This window comes from Lactobacillus sp. UMNPBX4 (assembly GCF_002554115.1).
Taxonomy (GTDB): domain Bacteria; phylum Bacillota; class Bacilli; order Lactobacillales; family Lactobacillaceae; genus Lactobacillus; species Lactobacillus gallinarum.
The window spans coordinates 14,146-33,115 of record NZ_PCZF01000010.1; the positions used below are offsets into that span (position 1 = coordinate 14,146).

General features: G+C 37.5%; 20 protein-coding genes. 6 read left to right on the forward strand and 14 right to left on the reverse strand.

What is annotated here, in order from left to right; genetic code table 11:
• Nucleotides 1-12 precede the first annotated feature (12 nt).
• The 8 genes from CP355_RS03150 to CP355_RS03190 form a co-directional block, all read right to left on the reverse strand.
• Nucleotides 13-927 (reverse strand): HNH endonuclease, encoded by a 915-nt coding sequence (locus CP355_RS03150; protein WP_087176625.1) that lies wholly within the window; start codon nt 925-927, stop codon nt 13-15.
• Entirely contained in the window at nt 928-1,572 is a 645-nt protein-coding gene (locus CP355_RS03155; RefSeq protein WP_013436958.1) for a YfbR-like 5'-deoxynucleotidase, read from the reverse strand. It abuts the gene before it with no gap.
• A gap of 198 nt (nt 1,573-1,770) precedes the next feature.
• Complete coding sequence (locus tag CP355_RS03160) at nt 1,771-2,904, reverse strand: glycosyl hydrolase family 8 (protein WP_199161205.1); 1,134 nt, start codon at nt 2,902-2,904, stop codon at nt 1,771-1,773.
• Nucleotides 2,905-2,913: 9 nt separating this feature from the next.
• On the reverse strand, nt 2,914-4,221 hold the full coding sequence (locus tag CP355_RS03165) for a glycosyltransferase family 2 protein (RefSeq protein ID WP_098043872.1): 1,308 nt from the start codon (nt 4,219-4,221) through the stop codon (nt 2,914-2,916).
• A gap of 131 nt (nt 4,222-4,352) precedes the next feature.
• Nucleotides 4,353-5,225 (reverse strand): hypothetical protein, encoded by an 873-nt coding sequence (locus CP355_RS03175; RefSeq protein ID WP_098043873.1) that lies wholly within the window; start codon nt 5,223-5,225, stop codon nt 4,353-4,355.
• 102 nt (nt 5,226-5,327) lie between these two features.
• Nucleotides 5,328-5,468, reverse strand: a complete 141-nt coding sequence (locus CP355_RS03180) for a hypothetical protein (RefSeq protein ID WP_003548644.1) — start codon at nt 5,466-5,468, stop codon at nt 5,328-5,330.
• A 71-nt stretch (nt 5,469-5,539) separates the two neighbouring features.
• Entirely contained in the window at nt 5,540-7,318 is a 1,779-nt protein-coding gene (locus tag CP355_RS03185; protein ID WP_098043874.1) for a glycerophosphoryl diester phosphodiesterase membrane domain-containing protein, read from the reverse strand.
• Nucleotides 7,319-7,410: 92 nt separating this feature from the next.
• A complete protein-coding gene (locus CP355_RS03190; protein WP_005727488.1) occupies nt 7,411-7,815 on the reverse strand; it encodes an iron-sulfur cluster biosynthesis family protein in 405 nt (134 codons plus the stop codon).
• A gap of 199 nt (nt 7,816-8,014) precedes the next feature.
• Between CP355_RS03190 and CP355_RS03195 the strand changes: the two genes are divergently transcribed.
• From CP355_RS03195 to htpX, 3 genes are all read left to right on the forward strand, one after another.
• On the forward strand, nt 8,015-9,121 hold the full coding sequence (locus CP355_RS03195; RefSeq protein ID WP_098043875.1) for an SLC13 family permease: 1,107 nt from the start codon (nt 8,015-8,017) through the stop codon (nt 9,119-9,121).
• A gap of 97 nt (nt 9,122-9,218) precedes the next feature.
• Nucleotides 9,219-9,779: a LemA family protein gene (locus CP355_RS03200; RefSeq protein WP_098043876.1), complete on the forward strand. Its 561-nt coding sequence runs from the start codon at nt 9,219-9,221 to the stop codon at nt 9,777-9,779.
• A 14-nt stretch (nt 9,780-9,793) separates the two neighbouring features.
• Nucleotides 9,794-10,690, forward strand: a complete 897-nt coding sequence (gene htpX, locus CP355_RS03205) for a zinc metalloprotease HtpX (RefSeq protein WP_098043877.1) — start codon at nt 9,794-9,796, stop codon at nt 10,688-10,690.
• 31 nt (nt 10,691-10,721) lie between these two features.
• Here htpX and CP355_RS03210 read toward each other — a convergent pair whose 3' ends face one another.
• Nucleotides 10,722-11,663 (reverse strand): helix-turn-helix domain-containing protein, encoded by a 942-nt coding sequence (locus tag CP355_RS03210; protein ID WP_098043878.1) that lies wholly within the window; start codon nt 11,661-11,663, stop codon nt 10,722-10,724.
• Nucleotides 11,664-11,818: 155 nt separating this feature from the next.
• Here CP355_RS03210 and CP355_RS03215 point away from each other — a divergent pair, with 155 nt between their 5' ends.
• From CP355_RS03215 to pepI, 3 genes are read left to right on the forward strand one after another with little or no spacing between them, the layout of a single operon-like run.
• Nucleotides 11,819-13,168, forward strand: a complete 1,350-nt coding sequence (locus CP355_RS03215) for an ATP-binding cassette domain-containing protein (protein WP_098043879.1) — start codon at nt 11,819-11,821, stop codon at nt 13,166-13,168.
• A 2-nt stretch (nt 13,169-13,170) separates the two neighbouring features.
• Nucleotides 13,171-13,824 (forward strand): energy-coupling factor transporter transmembrane protein EcfT, encoded by a 654-nt coding sequence (locus tag CP355_RS03220; protein ID WP_098043880.1) that lies wholly within the window; start codon nt 13,171-13,173, stop codon nt 13,822-13,824.
• Nucleotides 13,825-13,832: 8 nt separating this feature from the next.
• Complete coding sequence (pepI, locus tag CP355_RS03225) at nt 13,833-14,717, forward strand: proline iminopeptidase (RefSeq protein ID WP_098043881.1); 885 nt, start codon at nt 13,833-13,835, stop codon at nt 14,715-14,717.
• Nucleotides 14,718-14,854: 137 nt separating this feature from the next.
• On the opposite strand, the gene CP355_RS03230 is transcribed toward pepI, so the two are convergent.
• The 5 genes from CP355_RS03230 to CP355_RS03250 form a co-directional block, all read right to left on the reverse strand.
• Nucleotides 14,855-15,229 (reverse strand): SLAP domain-containing protein, encoded by a 375-nt coding sequence (locus CP355_RS03230; RefSeq protein ID WP_098043882.1) that lies wholly within the window; start codon nt 15,227-15,229, stop codon nt 14,855-14,857.
• Nucleotides 15,230-15,369: 140 nt separating this feature from the next.
• On the reverse strand, nt 15,370-15,759 hold the full coding sequence (locus CP355_RS03235; RefSeq protein ID WP_025005626.1) for a hypothetical protein: 390 nt from the start codon (nt 15,757-15,759) through the stop codon (nt 15,370-15,372).
• 131 nt (nt 15,760-15,890) lie between these two features.
• Nucleotides 15,891-16,370 (reverse strand): 23S rRNA (pseudouridine(1915)-N(3))-methyltransferase RlmH, encoded by a 480-nt coding sequence (rlmH, locus tag CP355_RS03240; protein WP_098036534.1) that lies wholly within the window; start codon nt 16,368-16,370, stop codon nt 15,891-15,893.
• Between the two features lie 479 nt (nt 16,371-16,849).
• Entirely contained in the window at nt 16,850-18,091 is a 1,242-nt protein-coding gene (locus CP355_RS03245) for a S1C family serine protease (protein WP_098043883.1), read from the reverse strand.
• An 81-nt stretch (nt 18,092-18,172) separates the two neighbouring features.
• Nucleotides 18,173-18,970, reverse strand: a complete 798-nt coding sequence (locus CP355_RS03250; RefSeq protein WP_098043884.1) for an MBL fold metallo-hydrolase — start codon at nt 18,968-18,970, stop codon at nt 18,173-18,175.

Below are 18,970 nucleotides of genomic sequence, written 5' to 3' on the forward strand. Positions count from 1 at the left end.
CTTTTTTACGTTTTAAATAATATCCTTATTTTCCTTAATGCGAGCTAATTTCCAGCCCGTATCAAAATACGTCTTGCGCGTTTGACGCAAATCATCATAATCACTTTGTAAACTATCAATGGCATCCTGTAAGCTCTTATTTTGCTTTCTAATCGCATTTAGCTCAGGATCATTGATCACACCCTTAAGGTGTACTTGAGCCGCTAAATAGCGCCGACGATGCTCAAATTCTTCTCTCAAAGTACCCAGCGCATCTTCATACTTAACTAGCTTTTTATTGATCTCAGAAATTTGATCATTCAGTTGAATAAACAACTTATAAGGCATATCCGACTTAATTCGGTTGCATTCCGCACAAGCTAAAGTTAAATTATCTAAGCTGTTGTTGTGACTAAGAGAAACAGGATCCTTATGATCTACGCTGCGGCCACGTCTGCCGCAATATTGACAACGGTATTTATACTTGGCCCGAATGCGTTCACGATCAATAAAATCAACTTCGTTTAACTGGAAATTGATCTCCAAATCCATTCCCTTTAAATTTTGCTCAAAAGTTACGCCTTGGTTAGGCACATAATTAAGCTTGCCATCTTCGCTTTTAATTACCGCCAAATTCAAATCAGACCTTTTAATCTGTTGGCGGGCGATTTCATTGCCATCATAATCTTGTAAAAAGGCCTCGTATTTTTTACGGTCCTTTTTATTTTTCACAATAAAACCTGATTGATCTTGTTTCTTTGCACCGACAAACGTGTAAAGCAAGCTTTGAGCAAAAGTTGCGACCGCATCATTTGCGTAATCTTCCGGATTCAGGTTGCGCGTGATACAAATGTCGCAAATACTGGTCAACTTAGGATTCATTAACCCCTCTTGCTTAAAATGCAAAGAGTCCATGCGTAGCCCGCATGAACTACATTGAAATTTCACCTAATCATCCCCTAACAATAGAATGCTAAAAGCTATTCGTTGCATCTTATCCTTTCCCGCGAAATCACCTTTAAAAAGATCTGGCAAAATTTTCTTAATAAAGTATTGTACGCAAACTAAATCGTCGAACTTCTTGATCGTTTCAAGACTTTCCTTGAACATTTGCATATAAACCGGGTTCGGATTACCTAATTCGATTTCTCCATAAGCTTCATATAACAAATCTAATTTATCACAGATTGATAAAATTTTACCCTCTAAAGTATCATCTTTGCCTTCTGAGAGACGTTTAGTATAAATTTCTTGAAATTCTTCTGGAATCTCATCCTTAATGAACTTGGTGGTCATTGTTTCTTCAACGTCACCAATCATCTTTCTAAGTTGAGGAGTAGCGTATTTAACCGGTGTCTTAATATCACCGATGAAACGTTCAGTATAATCGTGATTCAAACTCTTTTCGTAAAGGGCCTTCCAATTGATCTTCTTATTGCCGTGAACTTCTTCGATATCACCCATCATTTGTGCGAGTTCAGCCGTTCTGAAGCAGTGATCAGCTACTGAGTGGTGGTGGTACTTGAAGTAACCTGGTGCACGATCGATTGACTCTAAACTGTTAAAACCTTGAATGTATGCATTTAATCCCATTTTTTGTCCTCCTCTTAAAAATTTATTGCTAAAAATGTTTAAAAATTTTTACTATGTTATCAAAAATCAAAATAAGATGCAAATATAGCTGCCATAATGGTCGGTATCCTAGCTTTGCGACGAGCATTTGCCGGGATGCAAGAACAAGTGAATAAATAAAAACAAAAATAAAAAAAGTCCCACTTTTGTGGGATTTTTTTATAGCTTATCAGCATCTAAAGCAGCCATTGTCGTCAATGCGGCATCATAATAATTATTTCGCGGTAAATGACGCGCAAAAATATACTGCTGAGACATGAACAAATCGTCATAGCCTTCATTTCGATTGAACGATACGGCATCGAAAATCGGTGCACTGAAGCTGGCAGACTGGTACTTGTTTAATGGCTTGCCTTTTAGAGTATAGCCTGCTGTTATGGTGTTTTGCTTACTAAAGAATTTAAGCATCCTCTTTAAAGTGTTCTGTGCTGAGCGATCATTGCATCCCGCCAACATCATCGGAACACGACAAGCATTAGCAGAATAGTAGCCATCATTTTCTGTTGAAATAGTCTTGGGCTTAACCGGTTTGGCGTCATTTTTGCTTACCCAAGCAAAATCAGGCACTAAGCCAGTTTTATTTTGATGACTGAGCTGGTTAAGTCGCTTAAGCATCGTATTTTTGATCACGAGCCAGCGCTTATCATCTGTTTCTTGATAAAAGTTGTCGAAGAATTCCGGCATCACATCAGAAGTCCGCATTAAATTGTAGTACTTGGACTTCGAATCAGCCCAGTCTCCGACAGTCAGCGTTTCAGTATCAGGATTGTACTCATAGCGCAAAATATCTTGCAAAATGGCATGCGCTTCTTTTTGATACTTATCATCATGCCACTGCTTGCTGGCTAGTAATAATGCCTGGGCAATAAATAAGTCACCGTCTGTGGCACTATTTTTATTAATCGTCCAGTGACCATTATTTTCAACGGCACGCCAAGACATTAATGCTGTCTTGTCTTTATTAATCGTTTCGCGGTGCTTGAGATAAAAATTATTCAGTTGATCAAAATATTCTTTCTTGCTCCACTTTCTTTTAGCAGACAAAACAGCAATATACATGCCGTAGCCTTGCCCTTCAGATAGCGCGGTTCTGGTTTTTGTTTTTGGCGTCGTATCAATAAAACTCTCTTGTTTATTAACTTTAACAACGTAATCTTCGTGCCATTGTCTATAAAAATTGTGGCGCAATTGGCTACCGTTTTGCAATCGTACATATGCCATAATCCCTGAAAAAATAGCGATAATAACTATAAAATACAGGGATAAATGATGATTATGATTTAGTCTCTTCATTTTTCTTCCTTAATCGGCAAATCTCTTCGTCTTAACCCACTTAGTACTATCACGGTGGAACAATCTATCGGCCGTAACTGAACATACTGCATGAACGGAAACTACGATAAACAATTGCGAATATGAGAAATATGAGGCCAAGGCTAGCCAAATTTGCCCAGTAGTTGCCTGACCAAACTGCGTACACATGGCCGCATAAATTTGCAAAATATAAAGCAAAATCATCAGTAGCCAATTAAGCAACAAAATCTGTGCCAGCAAGATGTTGCTTGAAGTAATTGTGAATGGCAATTGCACTCCTGGCTGCCAAATGTGGACGATCATTGCAATCACATTGGCTAAGAAAATAATGTCAGACAAAATAATTGCGGCATTAAACCAGAAGAAAGTACATGAGTAATAAAACGTTTCTAGTTTTACGCGCCAATTGCTTCGATCAAACAAGTGCTTGAAGTTGTTGATGACCACTTCGTAGTTGCCTTTAGCCCAGCGCAAACGCTGGAAGTAATAGTCCTTCAATCTTTCTGGTTCTTGCTGGAAAGCTTCAGAGTTATAAGCCAGTGCAATCAATTTGCCTGAGCCCATAATCTTAAAGGAAATATCGGTATCTTCGGTCAAGGCACCATTACGCCAGCCACCGATTGATTCTACATATTCTTTATTAATAATGAAATTAGTACCTGGAATTCGGCCAATTTTGAATAATTGCCAAATACCGCAGTGTTGAATTCGCTGCGTTACAACGATCTCTTGGTTGATACATCTAGTTAAAAAGTTCTGCTTAGCGTTACGCGTTTTATTTCTACCAAAAGCCGCCATATAACGCTTAGGATTTTCCAACACTTTTCGAACTAAAAAGTACAGCGCATTGCTTTCAGGCATGGCATCCGCATCATAAACGCCTAGGTATTCACCGTGAGCAATTTTCAAGGCATCGTTTAAAACTCCGGCCTTACCACCGGTACCAGTTCGTCTAATTACTTTAGCGTTACGATTTTTAAACCTTTCTTCTGCTAAAACACTGTCTAGAACATCAGCAGTATGGTCCTCACAGTTATCCGCGTAAAATAAGACTTCTAATTTATCCTTAGGATAATTAAGATTCAAAATTGCTGTCGCCGTATTTTTAATTACCAATTCTTCGTTATGGGCTGGGACAACGATCGTCACTTTAGGATAACGAGGAAGCGGTGTGATTTTAACTAAAACCTTGCTGTGCCTTAGCCAAAATGCAATTGCCCCACTTAGAGTAATCATCGACATGAGCAGCGATAGCCAAATCGAAATCAACGTAATTATCTGCATTACATCACTCATTGTCATTCTTCCTCTTCGATTTAATCAAAGTCTGGTTCACATTACTTAAAATTTTTAATGTACAAAAGAAAATGATGAAAAAACAGATGCTAAAAATCAACGTAATGCCAACTGCCAAAAAGTAAAACCAATTAGTCATTTTGATCAGCCTTCAAATATTCCACAATGATATCTGTTTCTAGGCCTCGTTCCAAATGCTTAAAGAGCTTGTCCAGATCAGAAAACTTTTCACAGTTTTGCAAGTTTACTTTCTGAGTTGCTACCTTAAGCATCAACGGAATTCCGGTATCCAATTTTTGCAAAGCAATGTAAGCTTGCTCATCTAATTCCTTATACATCTCATCTGTAACTCTAGGTGAAAGGATCAAGAATTTACCATCGCCAGTGTAATAGATAAACTCGCATCTTAGGCGTGTCTCCTTTAAAATCTTGGCAATCTCACGTAATAACTTGGCATGATATTGTGGATGGTGCTCTTCGACTTGTTGGTGATGTGCCCAACTGATCAATTCCGCATTAACCCAAATATTCATGTCAGGGTAACGTTTCATCTTTCTCAGATAATCTTCATAAAGTTTACTTGCATTGTAATAAGTCTGCAGCTTCACGTTTAAATCATAGTGGCCTATCAAGCGCTTAGCATCGCTTTCACGACCAAAGACAATACTCCAGTCCAAAATATGGTGTCGCACCACACTTAATAAAATTGCTTCAACCGGAAAGGCAATAATCAAGAATGTCTTTTCAGTACTTGCCATTACCACATACCCCAGCAGCAAAAAAGCAACTGCAACTGTAGTCAAAATAATAATCAGCCAACTAACTAAGTATCTAGCTGAAAATAGGCCAACGAAGATTGCTAATACAAAAATCATTAACAAACCGTTAATCACGTTAATTTGGAAAGAATCCGCTAGCCAAAATGTAATAATTGGAAAAAGCAGTGCTGCCAGCAGTGCTGCCAGCAGTGCAAAATATACTAGTCTAATATATTTTTTATTCATAACCTAACCTTCTCAAAATTCCCATTGCATGAAAAAAGGCTACTAACAAATCTAACGATCTCTTAGTAGCCCTCCTCTGTTTCTTAATTTTAAAAAACGAAATTACTTGTTTTCGTCTTTTGCGGCCTTGTTCAAGAAAGCAACAACTGCTGCTACGTGAGCAACACGCTTCTTTGCGTTTCTCTTGTTCTTAGGTCTTTGGTTTGGTTCACAACCAGTGTTGTAATTTTCACCTTTACGCATATGCTATACTTCCTTTCAGATTTTCGAAAATCTAGTATAGTTTACCATGTCCAGCCCTTCAGATCAAGTCTTCATGCAGATTCAAAATTTTTCGGCAGATGCAGGACAACAATATAATTTAAGATTCGCGTAGCATAACTAGCATCCTTTTGGAAACTTTTAATTGCCTTTTTAGCTAAATCAACTCGATCAGTAATTAAGCCATCAACTTGTTGATACATCATCTTCTTCATTAATTTTTCGTCATTAACTGTCCAGGCATAAACAGGACGATCCTGCAAATGGGCTTGCCAAATAAAGTCTGAATTCAAGGTAGAATATTCCATTGAATATCCACTAGCAACACTTTGCGGATAAGTAAAATTATAAGGTTGAATGTAAAAGACAACCAAACGTGTATTAATTAAGTGCAGTCCTTCAACCACGCGATAGTCGAGTGATTGTACTTGATACGTATTTTTGAGAATCGTTTTGCCATATTTTTGATTAAAGCGCTGCAGCATTTTCTTCGAATCTTTAGCCGTCGTTTTAATTTCAATTAGCAATTTTTGATGCAGTCTTTTGGCTTCCTCAAGATATTGATCAAAGCTAACTAACTTAGCATGATAGCCGTCTTCTTTGGCAGTTAACTTTTCTAATTGCCGTAAAGTTAAATCATTCGGGGCTTTATTAACTCCTGTTAGCTTCAATAAATTCTCATCATGAATTACGATAAATTTTTTATCCTTAGTTTCATGAACATCAATTTCAACGTAGTCCGGCTTTTCTTTAGCCGTTTTTCTTAATGACTGTAACGTGTTTTGTACGCCATTTTTATCATCAACGCCGCGATGAGAAATAATTACTGGCACTTTAGCATTTACACTAGTCAAATATAAATAATTGGTGGATATTGCATTAATCATTACTAGTACAAACACAACTAATGTACTTAGAATTATCTTTTTAGTTTTACCTGTTTGACTTATCTTTTCTTGCCTTAAGGCTTTCAAAATAATAGATAAGCCCAGTACACTAACATAGACTAACGCTACTTCACTAATAATTTGAACAAGCGAAAGATTGATAATGGCTACAATTAACGGACATTTCCCAGGTAATAAATCAACTAATAGCTGCAAGCAATACATTGCTAAATAGAAAATTGTCATGACTGCTGCAGATAAAACGGCTAAAACAATAATCCTCCAGCAAATCGTCCGCCAACGGTAGTGCGCCGTTAATCGCCAACTTCTTTTTACTGCTTGCGCTGACTTTAAGTGGTCAAAAACGATGATGGGTAAAGTAAATACTAGCCTTGCACCAAGGATCAAAGTGGCTAAATAAAACGCAATCAAAACGGCTAACAAGATTGGCGTTCTCGTCAGATAATCCAAGATAAATTCTGAAATCTGCACTTTGCTTAAAAGTGGTGTTCTAAAGATGACATCGGCTAACGGTACTACCAATAAAAAATAGAGCATCAAAATAAAAAGCGTGCCCAAACGAATTTTTTTGATATTTTGCCAAGTTTGAATAAAACTATTTTTCCACGTAAAAACTTGATGCTTAATATCCCAAACGCCATGAAGTAAATAAGCTAATTGCGCATACAAGATTACTAATAAAAGCAGCAACTCAATTATCAAAATTAAAAAGGCAACCGTATGCGTCGTAATGATCGTCACTACATTTTGATAAGATACGAACGGAATAGCACTAGCCTGCAAAACAAAGGTTGTAATATAGCGAAAAAATGGAATAACAATAAATTGATTAAATAAACTTAATCCCATAAAAAGTAGCAGATACCGCAGCCAATTTTGGCAAAATTCACGACTACATGCTTTTATTTCTTTGACAAAAGTCATTGTTCTTCCCCCCCTTGCATTGAAATCACTTTCTTAATTCTATACTAAAAAAGGACGAGGTCATTCCCTCGTCCCTATGATTAATTTTATTTTTAACATTGACCGCCGTTTTTTAGATCATCAGCAGTAATTGCTTCAGGTTCATATTGGGTAACGGTCATCCCGCCATCAATAATGCCGCTGTCTGAAGATAAACTCAAAGTTGAGTTGCGCGCATTTACCACTAGACCTGGTTCAAAGAAAGTTGTTTCCGGCTGAGCAGTATACAAGTCAAGACCAGCATTATTTTCGATTGAAATATTATACTTAGGATCTTTTTCAGCAAGGATTACAAACTGGAAGCTGTCGCCAATAGTACAAGTGCCGCCTTTTTTAGAATACTTGGTTGAACCATCATCTAAAGCCAAGATGACAATTTGGTGATCTGCATCCATCTTGCTTTTAATCATTTCTGCAGCATCTGGTTTAATATTGATTGAAATTGCATTCTCTGTCATTTTGTTTCCTCTTTTCAATCTAAATTTGATTAATTTACTTATTTAAATATAGCACGACTAGTTCCAACTAACTAAAAATATGCTCGAAAATGCCGCTAATCTTGATATTTTTAAAATTTATCATTGCATGCAACCACAAAAAGGCTCAAAATGGTACATAGGGTTTTTAGACGATTGTAATACGTAAGGGGGCGCTTTTATGACCGTCTTAAAGAATATTGCTAAAGATAGAATTTTACAGATTACAGTTTTAATTACAGTAGTAAGTCTTTTTTTCGCTAAGCCGCGGTTAGCAGATATTAACTTTCACACTTTATGGTCTGTTGCCGCAATGCTGACGCTGATCCAGATCTATGCTTATTTGCACGTTCTGGATGTTTTAGCGTACAAACTTACGAGTATCGCAGATAATACGCGTAAGTTGAACATGCTGTTCACGGTTTTGGCCGTTATCGCCGGTATGTTCTTAGGTAATGACATTACTGTATTAACTTTAATTCCACTTTATTTAAATATCGCTAAGCGCTACAAGCTACCACAAATTTTGCCAGTTACCTTAATTGGTATGGGGGCAAATATTGGTGCTGCATTTACACCATGGGGGAATCCGCACAATATTTTCTTAGTAAGTCGCTACAACGTAAGTCCAATTAAGTTTTTTGAATGGTCTGTACCTTATTTGGTAGTTTCATTGATCATCATGTGGCTGGTCTTTTTGCTTATCCCTAAAAAAGATATTCCTACTCAAAAAACAGAACCTATCAGAATTAGTTGGCGTCCTACTATTATTACAACTGTAGTATTTATTTTCTTCTTCTTTGGCGTCTTCAGAGCAATTGATATCATTTGGCCATTAATTGTCGCCATAATTTTAGCACTTGCCATCAATCCGCGCATAATGCTTAAGATTGACTATGCCCTACTTCTTACCTTTACAGGCTTCTTCATCTTTATTAGTGATATCCAACAAATTCCCGCAATTGTTAACTTAATTCATGGTATGGTTTACTCCGAAATTTCAACTTATTTCGCTTCAATTCTTTCAAGTCAGGTTATGAGTAACGTACCATCGACTATCTTAGTTGGTAAGTTTACTAACTATGTCCAAGCATTATTCTTGGGTTCAAACATCGGTGGTTTTGGTTCAGCTATTGGTTCAATGGCCAATATGTTGGTATTAAAGACTTTCAACCAACACGGTAGTGTAAGTAAGAAGAAATTCTTTATTCAATGGACAATCATGCAATTTGCCGGTTTGATTATTTTAACCATAGTTGGATTAGGATTATTAATTTTCAGAATTTAATACTTTTCATTGAGAATGTCGCTTAGACATTCTTTTTTTATTGCCTCCAATATCAGAAATGGATAAAATTAAATAAACGTATAGAAAGGGGAATATTATGTCACCATTAGTATGGATAATTTTAATTATCATTGTCTTATTAGTCGGTATTTATATTGCAATTTACAACGGATTGCAAAAATCTCGCGTTTTCGTTGATGAATCATGGAGTCAAATTGATGTTCAACTTAAGCGCCGTAATGACTTAATTCCTAATTTAGTTGAAACTACTAAAGGCTATGCCAAACATGAAAAATCAACTTTAGAAGGTGTAGTTAAGTTACGTGATCAATTAGTTAACGTTCCTCAGGGAGATCACGAAGAAGCAATGAAGTTGTCCAATCAAATTACTGATTCTTTAAAATCAATTTTTGCATTGGCCGAAGCATATCCTGACTTAAAAGCAAATCAAAATTTCTTAAAACTTCAAGAAGAATTAACCAACACAGAAAACAAAATTGCTTACTCTCGTCAGCTTTACAACTCAAGTGTTGCATCATACGATCAAAAATTGCTTACTTTCCCTTCCAACTTGATCGCCAAAATTCATGGCTTTACCAAGATCGATTACTTGGAAACCCCAACTGAAGAAAAGGCCGTTCCTAAAGTTAAGTTTTAGTTAGAAGGAAAATTATGTTATACCAACAAATTGCCCGTAACAAGCGTAAAACTGCGTTAATTATGGTTCTCTTTGTGGTAATTTTAGCCCTTGTTGGTGCTGGACTAGGCTATCTTTTTAGCAATAGTCCATGGATAGGAATCATCATTGCCTTAGTAGGTAGTTTAATTTACTTATTAATTATGTGGCAAAATCCGGCCAATATGATTATGAGTCTTAACCATGCTCAAGAAATTCAGGAAGCAGATAATCCTGAATTGTGGCATATCGTTGAAGATATGGCTATGGTAGCAAGGGTACCAATGCCCCGCGTCTATATTATTCCTGATCCAAGTCCCAACGCCTTTGCGACAGGACGAGATCCTAACCACAGTGCGGTAGCTGTAACAGAAGGCATTCTTCAACTGATGGATCGTGAGGAACTAGAAGGCGTACTAGGACATGAATTATCACATGTACGCAATTACGACATTCTGCTTTCCACCATTGCTGTTGTGCTGGTCGGAGTAATTTCCTTTATTTCCGGCATGGCATCTCGTTACATCTGGTTTGCTGGTGGCGGCCGCGATCGTGACGATGATCGTGATTCAAATGCCTTTGAGATAATCTTTAAAGTGGTAGCCATTGTCTTTGTTTTAATCTTAGGACCATTATCGGCTTCTCTTGCTCAAATGGCTCTTTCACGCAATAGAGAATATTTAGCAGATGCTTCCTCTGTAGAATTAACGCGTAATCCGCAAGGATTAATTTCTGCTTTGAGAAAAATCGAAAATAGTCAGCCAATGAAGCAGGCTGATCGTAGTAGTGCTGGGCTATATATCGAAAATCCATTCCATAATCATGGCCTATCGCATCTTTTCGATACTCACCCACCTACAGAAGATAGAATTAACAGACTTGAACACATGTAAAAAAAGAATCTGGAAAATTTCCAGATTCTTTTTACTTTAAATTGATATTAGCTTGTCTAAATAGCTCTTCTCGCATAGCAGCTGGCGTCATGTGATAGTATTGGTTGAATTTCTTATAGAAGAAAGACTTGCTTGAATAACCTACACGCCCGATAATTTCTTTCAATGATAAATCTGGTTGGGCAAGCAACTCACGTGCTTCTTGCATTCTTCTCTCATCTACATGATCAACAAAGCTCTTACCAGTCTTAGCTTTAACCATATTTGAGAAATAGTTAGGATTAAAGCCAAAGTACTTAGCTGCTTCTGCTAGAGATGCATCCGCAAAGTGCATATCAATATAATTATTCAATGATTTTTTTTCAAATTTAGTTTTATCCAAATTAGTTGGCGTTGCCATTCTTTGGGTTCTAATTGAAATAATAAGCATCACCGTTAACTCGGCCTGAATTAATGCCTTGATGAAGATATCATTATTCAAATATCCTCCAATAATATGTTGCATTACTTGAGAGGCACGAGTGATTTGATTATTTTTTAACCATAAAGCATGCTCGTTTTCAAGGCTATCAACTATTTGCTTAATAACCTTCATTTCCCTGCTGCCTTTATAACTAAAATCATTAAAGTATTTACGATATCTAAAACCGGGCTTAAATTTTAGTTTAACAAGTACTGTATCTGATGTTTGTTTGGTAATCTCATAAATGCTATTTTCCGTAAGTAAAAGAACATTACCGGATTTCATTGGGATAATCTTTTCACCACTCTTAATCGTCACAGTACCTTTGGCGACATATAAGATTGTCGAGACATCCATGCGATAGCGATGAATGCCAGTATTATGATTTTCAAGGTAGATTGTAAACAGATCAAAATCGGGATTGCCAGCCTCGAGTTTTACCTCGTTCTTATCTGTTATGTTTGATTTTAATACGCTAGCCAGATATTGATCCAGAGCAACAGCTGCCATATGTCCACCTTCCTTAATTAAACAAATAATAATAGTACTATAAGTACATTATAAAACAAAAAGATATTTAGCATTGTGTATAATTGCTTTATTGTATCGAAATGACTCTTTTACGGCAGTAGACAGGCAAAAAATCATTTTGTACAATCAGAATTATGATGATAGAAATTAGTGATGTAACCTTTTCTTACGAAAAAGAACCCCTTATCCACCAGCTTAATATGAATATCGCACCTGGTTTTAATCTTTTAATTGGACCAACAGGTTGCGGCAAATCCACGCTACTAAAAATTATTGCGGGACTCTATCCAAAATATGCTGGAAAATTAACAGGAGGAATTGATCTTCATGGTCAAAAAGCGGCCATGATGTTTCAAAATGCTGCGGAACAATTTACGATGACAACGCCACGTGAAGAAATCGTCTTTGCGTTAGAAAATTTGCAAATAAAAGCTAAGGATTATGACCCCCACATAAAAAAGGCAGTGGAATTCACCAAAATTGCAGATTTGCTTGACCAAAAAATTAGTACATTATCAGGTGGTCAACAGCAGCGTGTAGCCCTAGCCGTCTTAATCGCAATGGATGTCGATGTTTTTTTGCTAGACGAACCTTTTGCTAGTTGTGATCCTAACACACGTCATTTTTTGATAAAAAAATTAGCAAGCTTAGCTGAAACTGGAAGAACGATCCTATTAAGCGACCACGTATTGGATGATTATGAGCAAATTTGTGATCAACTATATCAATTTGAAGGTAAAACCGTTAAAGAATTATCTGCTAATGAAAAAAATAAATTGTTTACGCAAAATAAACAATTCCATGCACGATCTTATTCTTTTGTGTTGCCAACCGGCACACCCGTTTTCGAGCTAAACAAGACACAGATCAGACAAAATCGTCTTTTGCTTAAACAAAACAAACTAAAAATCTACGGCAAAACAACTCTAATTACTGGTTCAAATGGTGTCGGCAAAACATCACTATTTAAAGCAATGACTAAAATGATTCCGTACAAAGGTAATTTTACCTATTTAGATAATGAAATTGCAAAGATAAAATACCATAAATATTTATCTCAGGTAGCACAAATTTTTCAAAAGGCAAGCGATCAGTTCTTAACAGTCACCGTCAAGGATGAGATTGAGTTAAGCAAAAAAGACCGCAATCACTTTTTTACTGATGAAAAAATTGATGAATGGCTAGACAAATTACAGCTAAAACAGCATCTTGATCAAGTAGTTTATTCTTTATCTGGTGGTCAGCAAAAGAAGCTGCAAATTTTGTTAATGCTGATGACTAAGCATAATGTGTTGCTAATTGATGAGCCTCTGAGCGGACTGGATCATGACTCGATTGAGTTAGTTCTGCAACTGATGCAAGAATGCCAAGAGAAGCTCCACCAGACGTTTTTAATCATTAGCCATCAGATAGACGAATTAGCTCAATTTTGCGATTACAGGCTTGTTTTTGCGGACCAGCAGCTAAAATATGTGGAGGAGTAGCCATGAATCCTAGTTTAAAGTTCATTTTGGCTTTTATTATTTCCCTGGAAATATCTTTGAAGGCCAGCTTAACTACCAATTTGATTGTCATTGTTTTTGCGTTGATTTATCTATTAATTACTAGAATCAGGATCAAGGAATTGATTTTGTTAATCGCCGTGCCATTTATCGCAGCGTTCACGATATTTGCGACGCTGTTTTGGTTCTCACCGACGCCTGATGCATATTACGCTTGGAATCTGTCGACCCGTGTGTACGTCTATACTTTGACCATTGCTTGTGTCACGAGAAACACTACGGCGACAGATCTCGCTCGTTCGCTTGAACAAAATCTGCATCTACCTAGTAAATTTGCGTATGGCGTTTTGGCGGCAATCAATATTATTCCGCGAATGAAAATTGCAGTTAAACAAATTAGAGCTGCGGCCATGATGCGCGGGATGTATCTGAGTTTTTGGTCACCGGTACTCTACTTTAAGGCAATCTTGGTAGCACTCAACTCCGCCGACAATTTAGCGCAAGGAATGGAATCCCACGGCTATGTCGAAGGACAGAAGAGATCAACTATCGTGGCAATTCCATTAACAAAAAAAGATTGGCTGATCTTCTTTACTTTATTGATTTTGGTTAATATTTCGTTGTTTATTTTTAAGTAGGCAAAAAGATGGAAATTATTGAAGGAAAGATGCCCTTCATGGGCTATGAAACTTATTATCGAATTGTTGGTAAAAGAAGCAAAAAGCCGCCGCTAGTGCTGCTTCATGGCGGACCTGGCTCAAGCCACAATTATTTTGAGGTGCTGGATGAATTAGCACAAAAAGACGGGCGCCGCATCATTATGTATGACCAATTAGGTTGCGGTGAAAGCAGCATCCCTAATGATCATCCTGAACTTTACACTAAGGAAACTTGGGTGAAGGAATTAGTAGCGTTACGTGAACATTTGGCATTACGCAAGATGCATTTGCTTGGACAAAGCTGGGGCGGGATGCTCGCCATTATTTACATGTGTGACTATCATCCAAAAGGCATTCAGAGCTTGATTCTGTCTTCTACCCTGTCATCGGCATCCCTTTGGAGTAAAGAACTCCACCGCATGATTAAGTATTTGCCAATTGAGGAGCAAGCAGCGATTCATAGAGCTGAGTTGACCAGCAATTTTAACGATCCTGACTATTTGAAGGCTAACGAGCATTTCATGAATCAACATGCCATCGATATGACGAAGACCTGGCCGGAGTGCGTGATGCGCAAAAAGCGTGGCGGCACCGTTGCGTATGAAACAGCATGGGGACCGAATGAATATACTCCGGAAGGCAATCTGCATGACTATGAATACACGAATAAATTGGGCAAAATAAAAGTTCCAACTCTGATTACGAGTGGAACCGATGATTTATGTACGCCATATGTGGCTAAAACAATGCAAGACGAGATTGCCGGCAGTAAGTGGCGGTTGTTTGAAGGATGCGGCCACATGTCATTTGTTGAACAAACTGATGAATATGTTGCACTGCTGCAGAAGTGGCTGGATCAATATGATGAATAATAATAGACTGACCTTGATTGGTCAGTCTTTTTTATATAAAAATGTTAAATACGTTTACTTTTTTAAGAATAAAACAAAAACGAAGGAGCAATTTCTGCTTCTTCGTCTTTCTTCATTCTTTCACTGCGTTTGTGAGCCTATTTGAAGTTCACTACTTTAACGTAGCGTTTGTTGGTTGCGGTTGCGCCGGCTACCTGGTAGTAGCGCTTGCCGTTCCTAAACTTGTATGAGCCACCATATGTGGTGATGATTCGACCCTTTATAAGTACAGTGTAATCGGCACGGCGTTTGCTGGTTGCGTAAACGTAGGCGTTACGTTTTAAAGTACGCTTAGTACCATCAATATTTGAAGCCTTGATGTAAGCCTCGTTGTAGTCGTCTCCTAAAGCTAATTTATAATATTCGCTACCATTAATATCTACTGTATTTGGTAAAACAGAAACTTTACGATAAGAGTAATACTTTTTGCCTAATGACTTACCTTTATCGTTATAAAGAATAGCAGTATGCATCAAAGTCTTATTAACTGGTTCCGCAGAAGTAGTGAGCTTAGTATTACTAGACGTACTGCCGCTACCTTCAATATCAGAGGTATGAATGTATATATCCGAATTGGCACTATTAAGTCTAGTATATGAAACATTGTTAACTGTTACTGTACCACAGTTACCGTAGTTGGATATTTACCAGCTACCTCCCAGTTAAAACTATCCATGTTAACTTTAACTGTTACAGGAGTTTTATCATTGCTAGAAACTGTAGCTGTAAAAGCTTTTTGAATTGCTGCAAGTGTATCACTCATAGAATTCACTTTTCTTACAGGGATGTAATTAAATGAAGCATTATCCGTTACATCATTAATTGATTGATCCTGATCATAACTTTTACCAGCAAATGTAATTACAGGATTAGTGCTAGTTTTATTAGCAGTAGTAGTAACAGCATTTGTCGTAGTATCAGCTTGTACAGTTGAAGTAATTGTAGGTGCTACCGTTAACAAGGCAGCTACAGCCAAGCTGATTAATTTAGTTCTCTTGTTCATGATTTTGTCCTTCCTAAATATCTAAAATCACTTAACTTAAACTAATGGCATAGTATATTTCTATCGTGAAATGAGTATACATTATTTTGAAAATGCGCAAATTAAAAAATCCCTTATTAGGGATTTTTGCTCTACTTATGATACGGACTACCCGAATTAATCATGAACGCACGATAAATCTGCTCAATCAATACCACTCGCATCAACTGGTGTGGCATCGTCAACTTACCAAAACTAATCAGATCATCCCCGCGCTTATTAACAGCATCACTTGTTCCCAAGCTGCCGCCAATCACAAACGTGATATCCGAATGACCGTACGTAGCCAGATCCTGAATCTCCTTCGCAAATTCCTCACTACTGCGCTGCTTACCTTTAATCGCAGTCACGTAGACATACTCCTTATCCTTAATCTTGCTCAGAATCCGTTCGCCTTCGATCCGCTTGACGCGTTCATCTTCAGCCACACTGAATTTCTCCGGTGCTTTTTCATCAGGCACCTGTACAATCGACACTTTCGCAAAGCGGCTTAGCCGCTTTTTATATTCCGCAATCGCATCTTTAAAATACTTTTCTTTTAATTTTCCAACACAAACAATCTTAATATTCATACTTACTAGTTTATCATCAAAATTAACAGAAATTCCACTGTAGTTTTCCACATCCTGTTCAAAACACAATCTACATTTTGTGGTATTATTAACTACATCTTCAATACTTTGTGGTCAAAATTTTATTGAATTTTTTTCAAAAAACTTTCCCACATTTTGCCTATGGATAAGCATTTTTCACAAACTTTACGTTAAAAAGCTTAACATACCAGCATGAACGCACGTTTTAACAAAATTTATTCACTTATTTTTAAAAATATTATCCACACTAGTCAAGCACAAAATCAGCCGAGTTATCCACAATCCACAGAGTTATCCACATTTGTCAACAAGTACTCTTTCATCAGCAGTTTCTTGACAAATGAAGAAAACGAACTTTTTCTTGTTACACATTATTATAGTTAATAAAAAGAGATATATCTGCATTTAATTCGCATGATATAGCTCTTTTTCTTTGCTTAAATATTTTTATTTATTGATTAGTTGCCTTCAAGTTTTACCTTCATGTCAACGTCTTTACCATTTCTGTTCACGGTTACATTTACGGTATCACCGACTTTGTGACTGTAAAGGATACTGTGTAACGATGCAACATCGTCAACTTTCTTGCCGTCAACCTTAGTAATGACATCGCCACTCTTAATGCCTGCATTTGCAGCAGAACCACTCTTATTGACAGATGCAATGTAAATACCACTCTTAAGGTTAGACTTAATCTTCAAACGGCTTCTGTAACCTTCTGGAATACCTTGAAGTGCGATTACTCTCACGCCAAGTTGTGGACGCGTAATCTTACCCTTCTTAACCAGTTCATTAACAATAGTTACTACTTCATTTGAAGGAATTGCGAAGCCCATCCCTTCTACAGAAGTACCATCGCTTGATTGTGCCAACTTCATTGAGTTAATACCAATAACTTGACCAGCTGAGTTAACTAATGCACCACCAGAGTTACCTGGGTTAATTGCGGCATCAGTTTGGATAACTGTTTGTTGATTGCCTGATGAAGTAGAGATTGTTCTTGCAGGTGCTGAAATAATCCCTTGCGTTACCGTAGAAGCATATTCACTACCAAGTGGTGAACCAACCGCAATTACGGTTTGACCGGCTTCTAGGTGCTTAGAATCACCGAATTGAGCCGTTTGAGTTACATACTTAGCATCAATTGATAAAACGGCTAAGTCAGTTGTACTATCTTTACCCACAACCTTAGCATTTACAGTTTTACCATTAGCAAGCAAAACTTGTACTGCGTCGCTACCGGAAATAACGTGGTTGTTAGTTACAATGTAGCCTTTACCATTAGATTTCATGTAAACGACACCAGAACCTTCACTATAAGTTTCAAGCTTGCCGCTCTTACTTGAAGAACTGTCGCTATCATCGCCAAACAAGCTACTATAAAGTGAATCTGCACCGCTTGAAGCTGATTGTCGCTTCAAATTAATGACAGAAACAACCGCACCTTTCACATCATTATAAGCAGCAGTCATCGTACCACCATTTTTGGCACTCTTTTCAGAAACCTTGCTGCTGCTTGAAGAAATACTGGTTTGTGCAGCGTTATTAGCTTGACCATTATTCATTTGTTCCATTGCGTAATAAGACACGCCACCGCCGACAAGTCCGCCAACTACACCAACGATTGCTGCAGTAGCGATAATTTTGTTACCGCTCTTTCTTCTAGGTTGATTTTGATTATTATTTTGATTTTCTACCATACCGTTACTCTCCCCTCATATCATTGTTAATACTATACCGAGCAAATTTGAAAAATATATGAATAATCTATACAAAAACTGCTAAATTTCTATCAACTTTGTTGGACTAGCGGGTTCTGTATCAATAATTTGCACATCATCACTCAAATTTGCATCCCCTTCAATCAGCATTTCTTTCGCCGTCTCATGTGCTAAGTATTCCGTATTATTATGCTGACTACGGTGTGCCAAAAAGATATGCTTTGTCTTGGGCGTTACCACATCAACTAAAGCCTGGGCTGCTTCATCGTTTGACAAATGCCCAACATCTGACAGAATTCGCTGCTTAAGCGACCAAGAATACGGTCCATCTCTTAGCATCATAGTATCATAATTGAATTCCATCATATAGGCATCCGCATCCTCAATCGTCCCCTCAACTTCTTCAGAGACATAGCCTGTATCTGTTAAAAACACAATTCGTTTTCCACCACTTGTAAAAACATAATACTGTGGCTCGGCCGCATCATGACTAGTTGCAAATGCCGTAACATCGAGATCGCCAAAAGTTTTAGTCTGCCCTGGTTCAATCGTATTCATCTGCTCTGCCGGCAACTTACCGATCTTTTGCGTATCTAATAGATACTGCCATGTGCCGCTATTAGCAAAAGCATCGATCTTGGGATAACGGCGCATCAAAACGCCTAAACCACCGCTATGGTCCGTATGGTCATGACTCAAAAACGCCATATCAATATCATTAATATCTACGCCAACATCGGCCAATAATTGCTTAGTTTTTTTGCCAGAAAGGCCAGCATCCATAAGGATTTTATGCTGGCTTGTTTCGATTAAACTAGTATTACCGGTTGACCCGCTCGCTAAAACGGAAACCTTCAT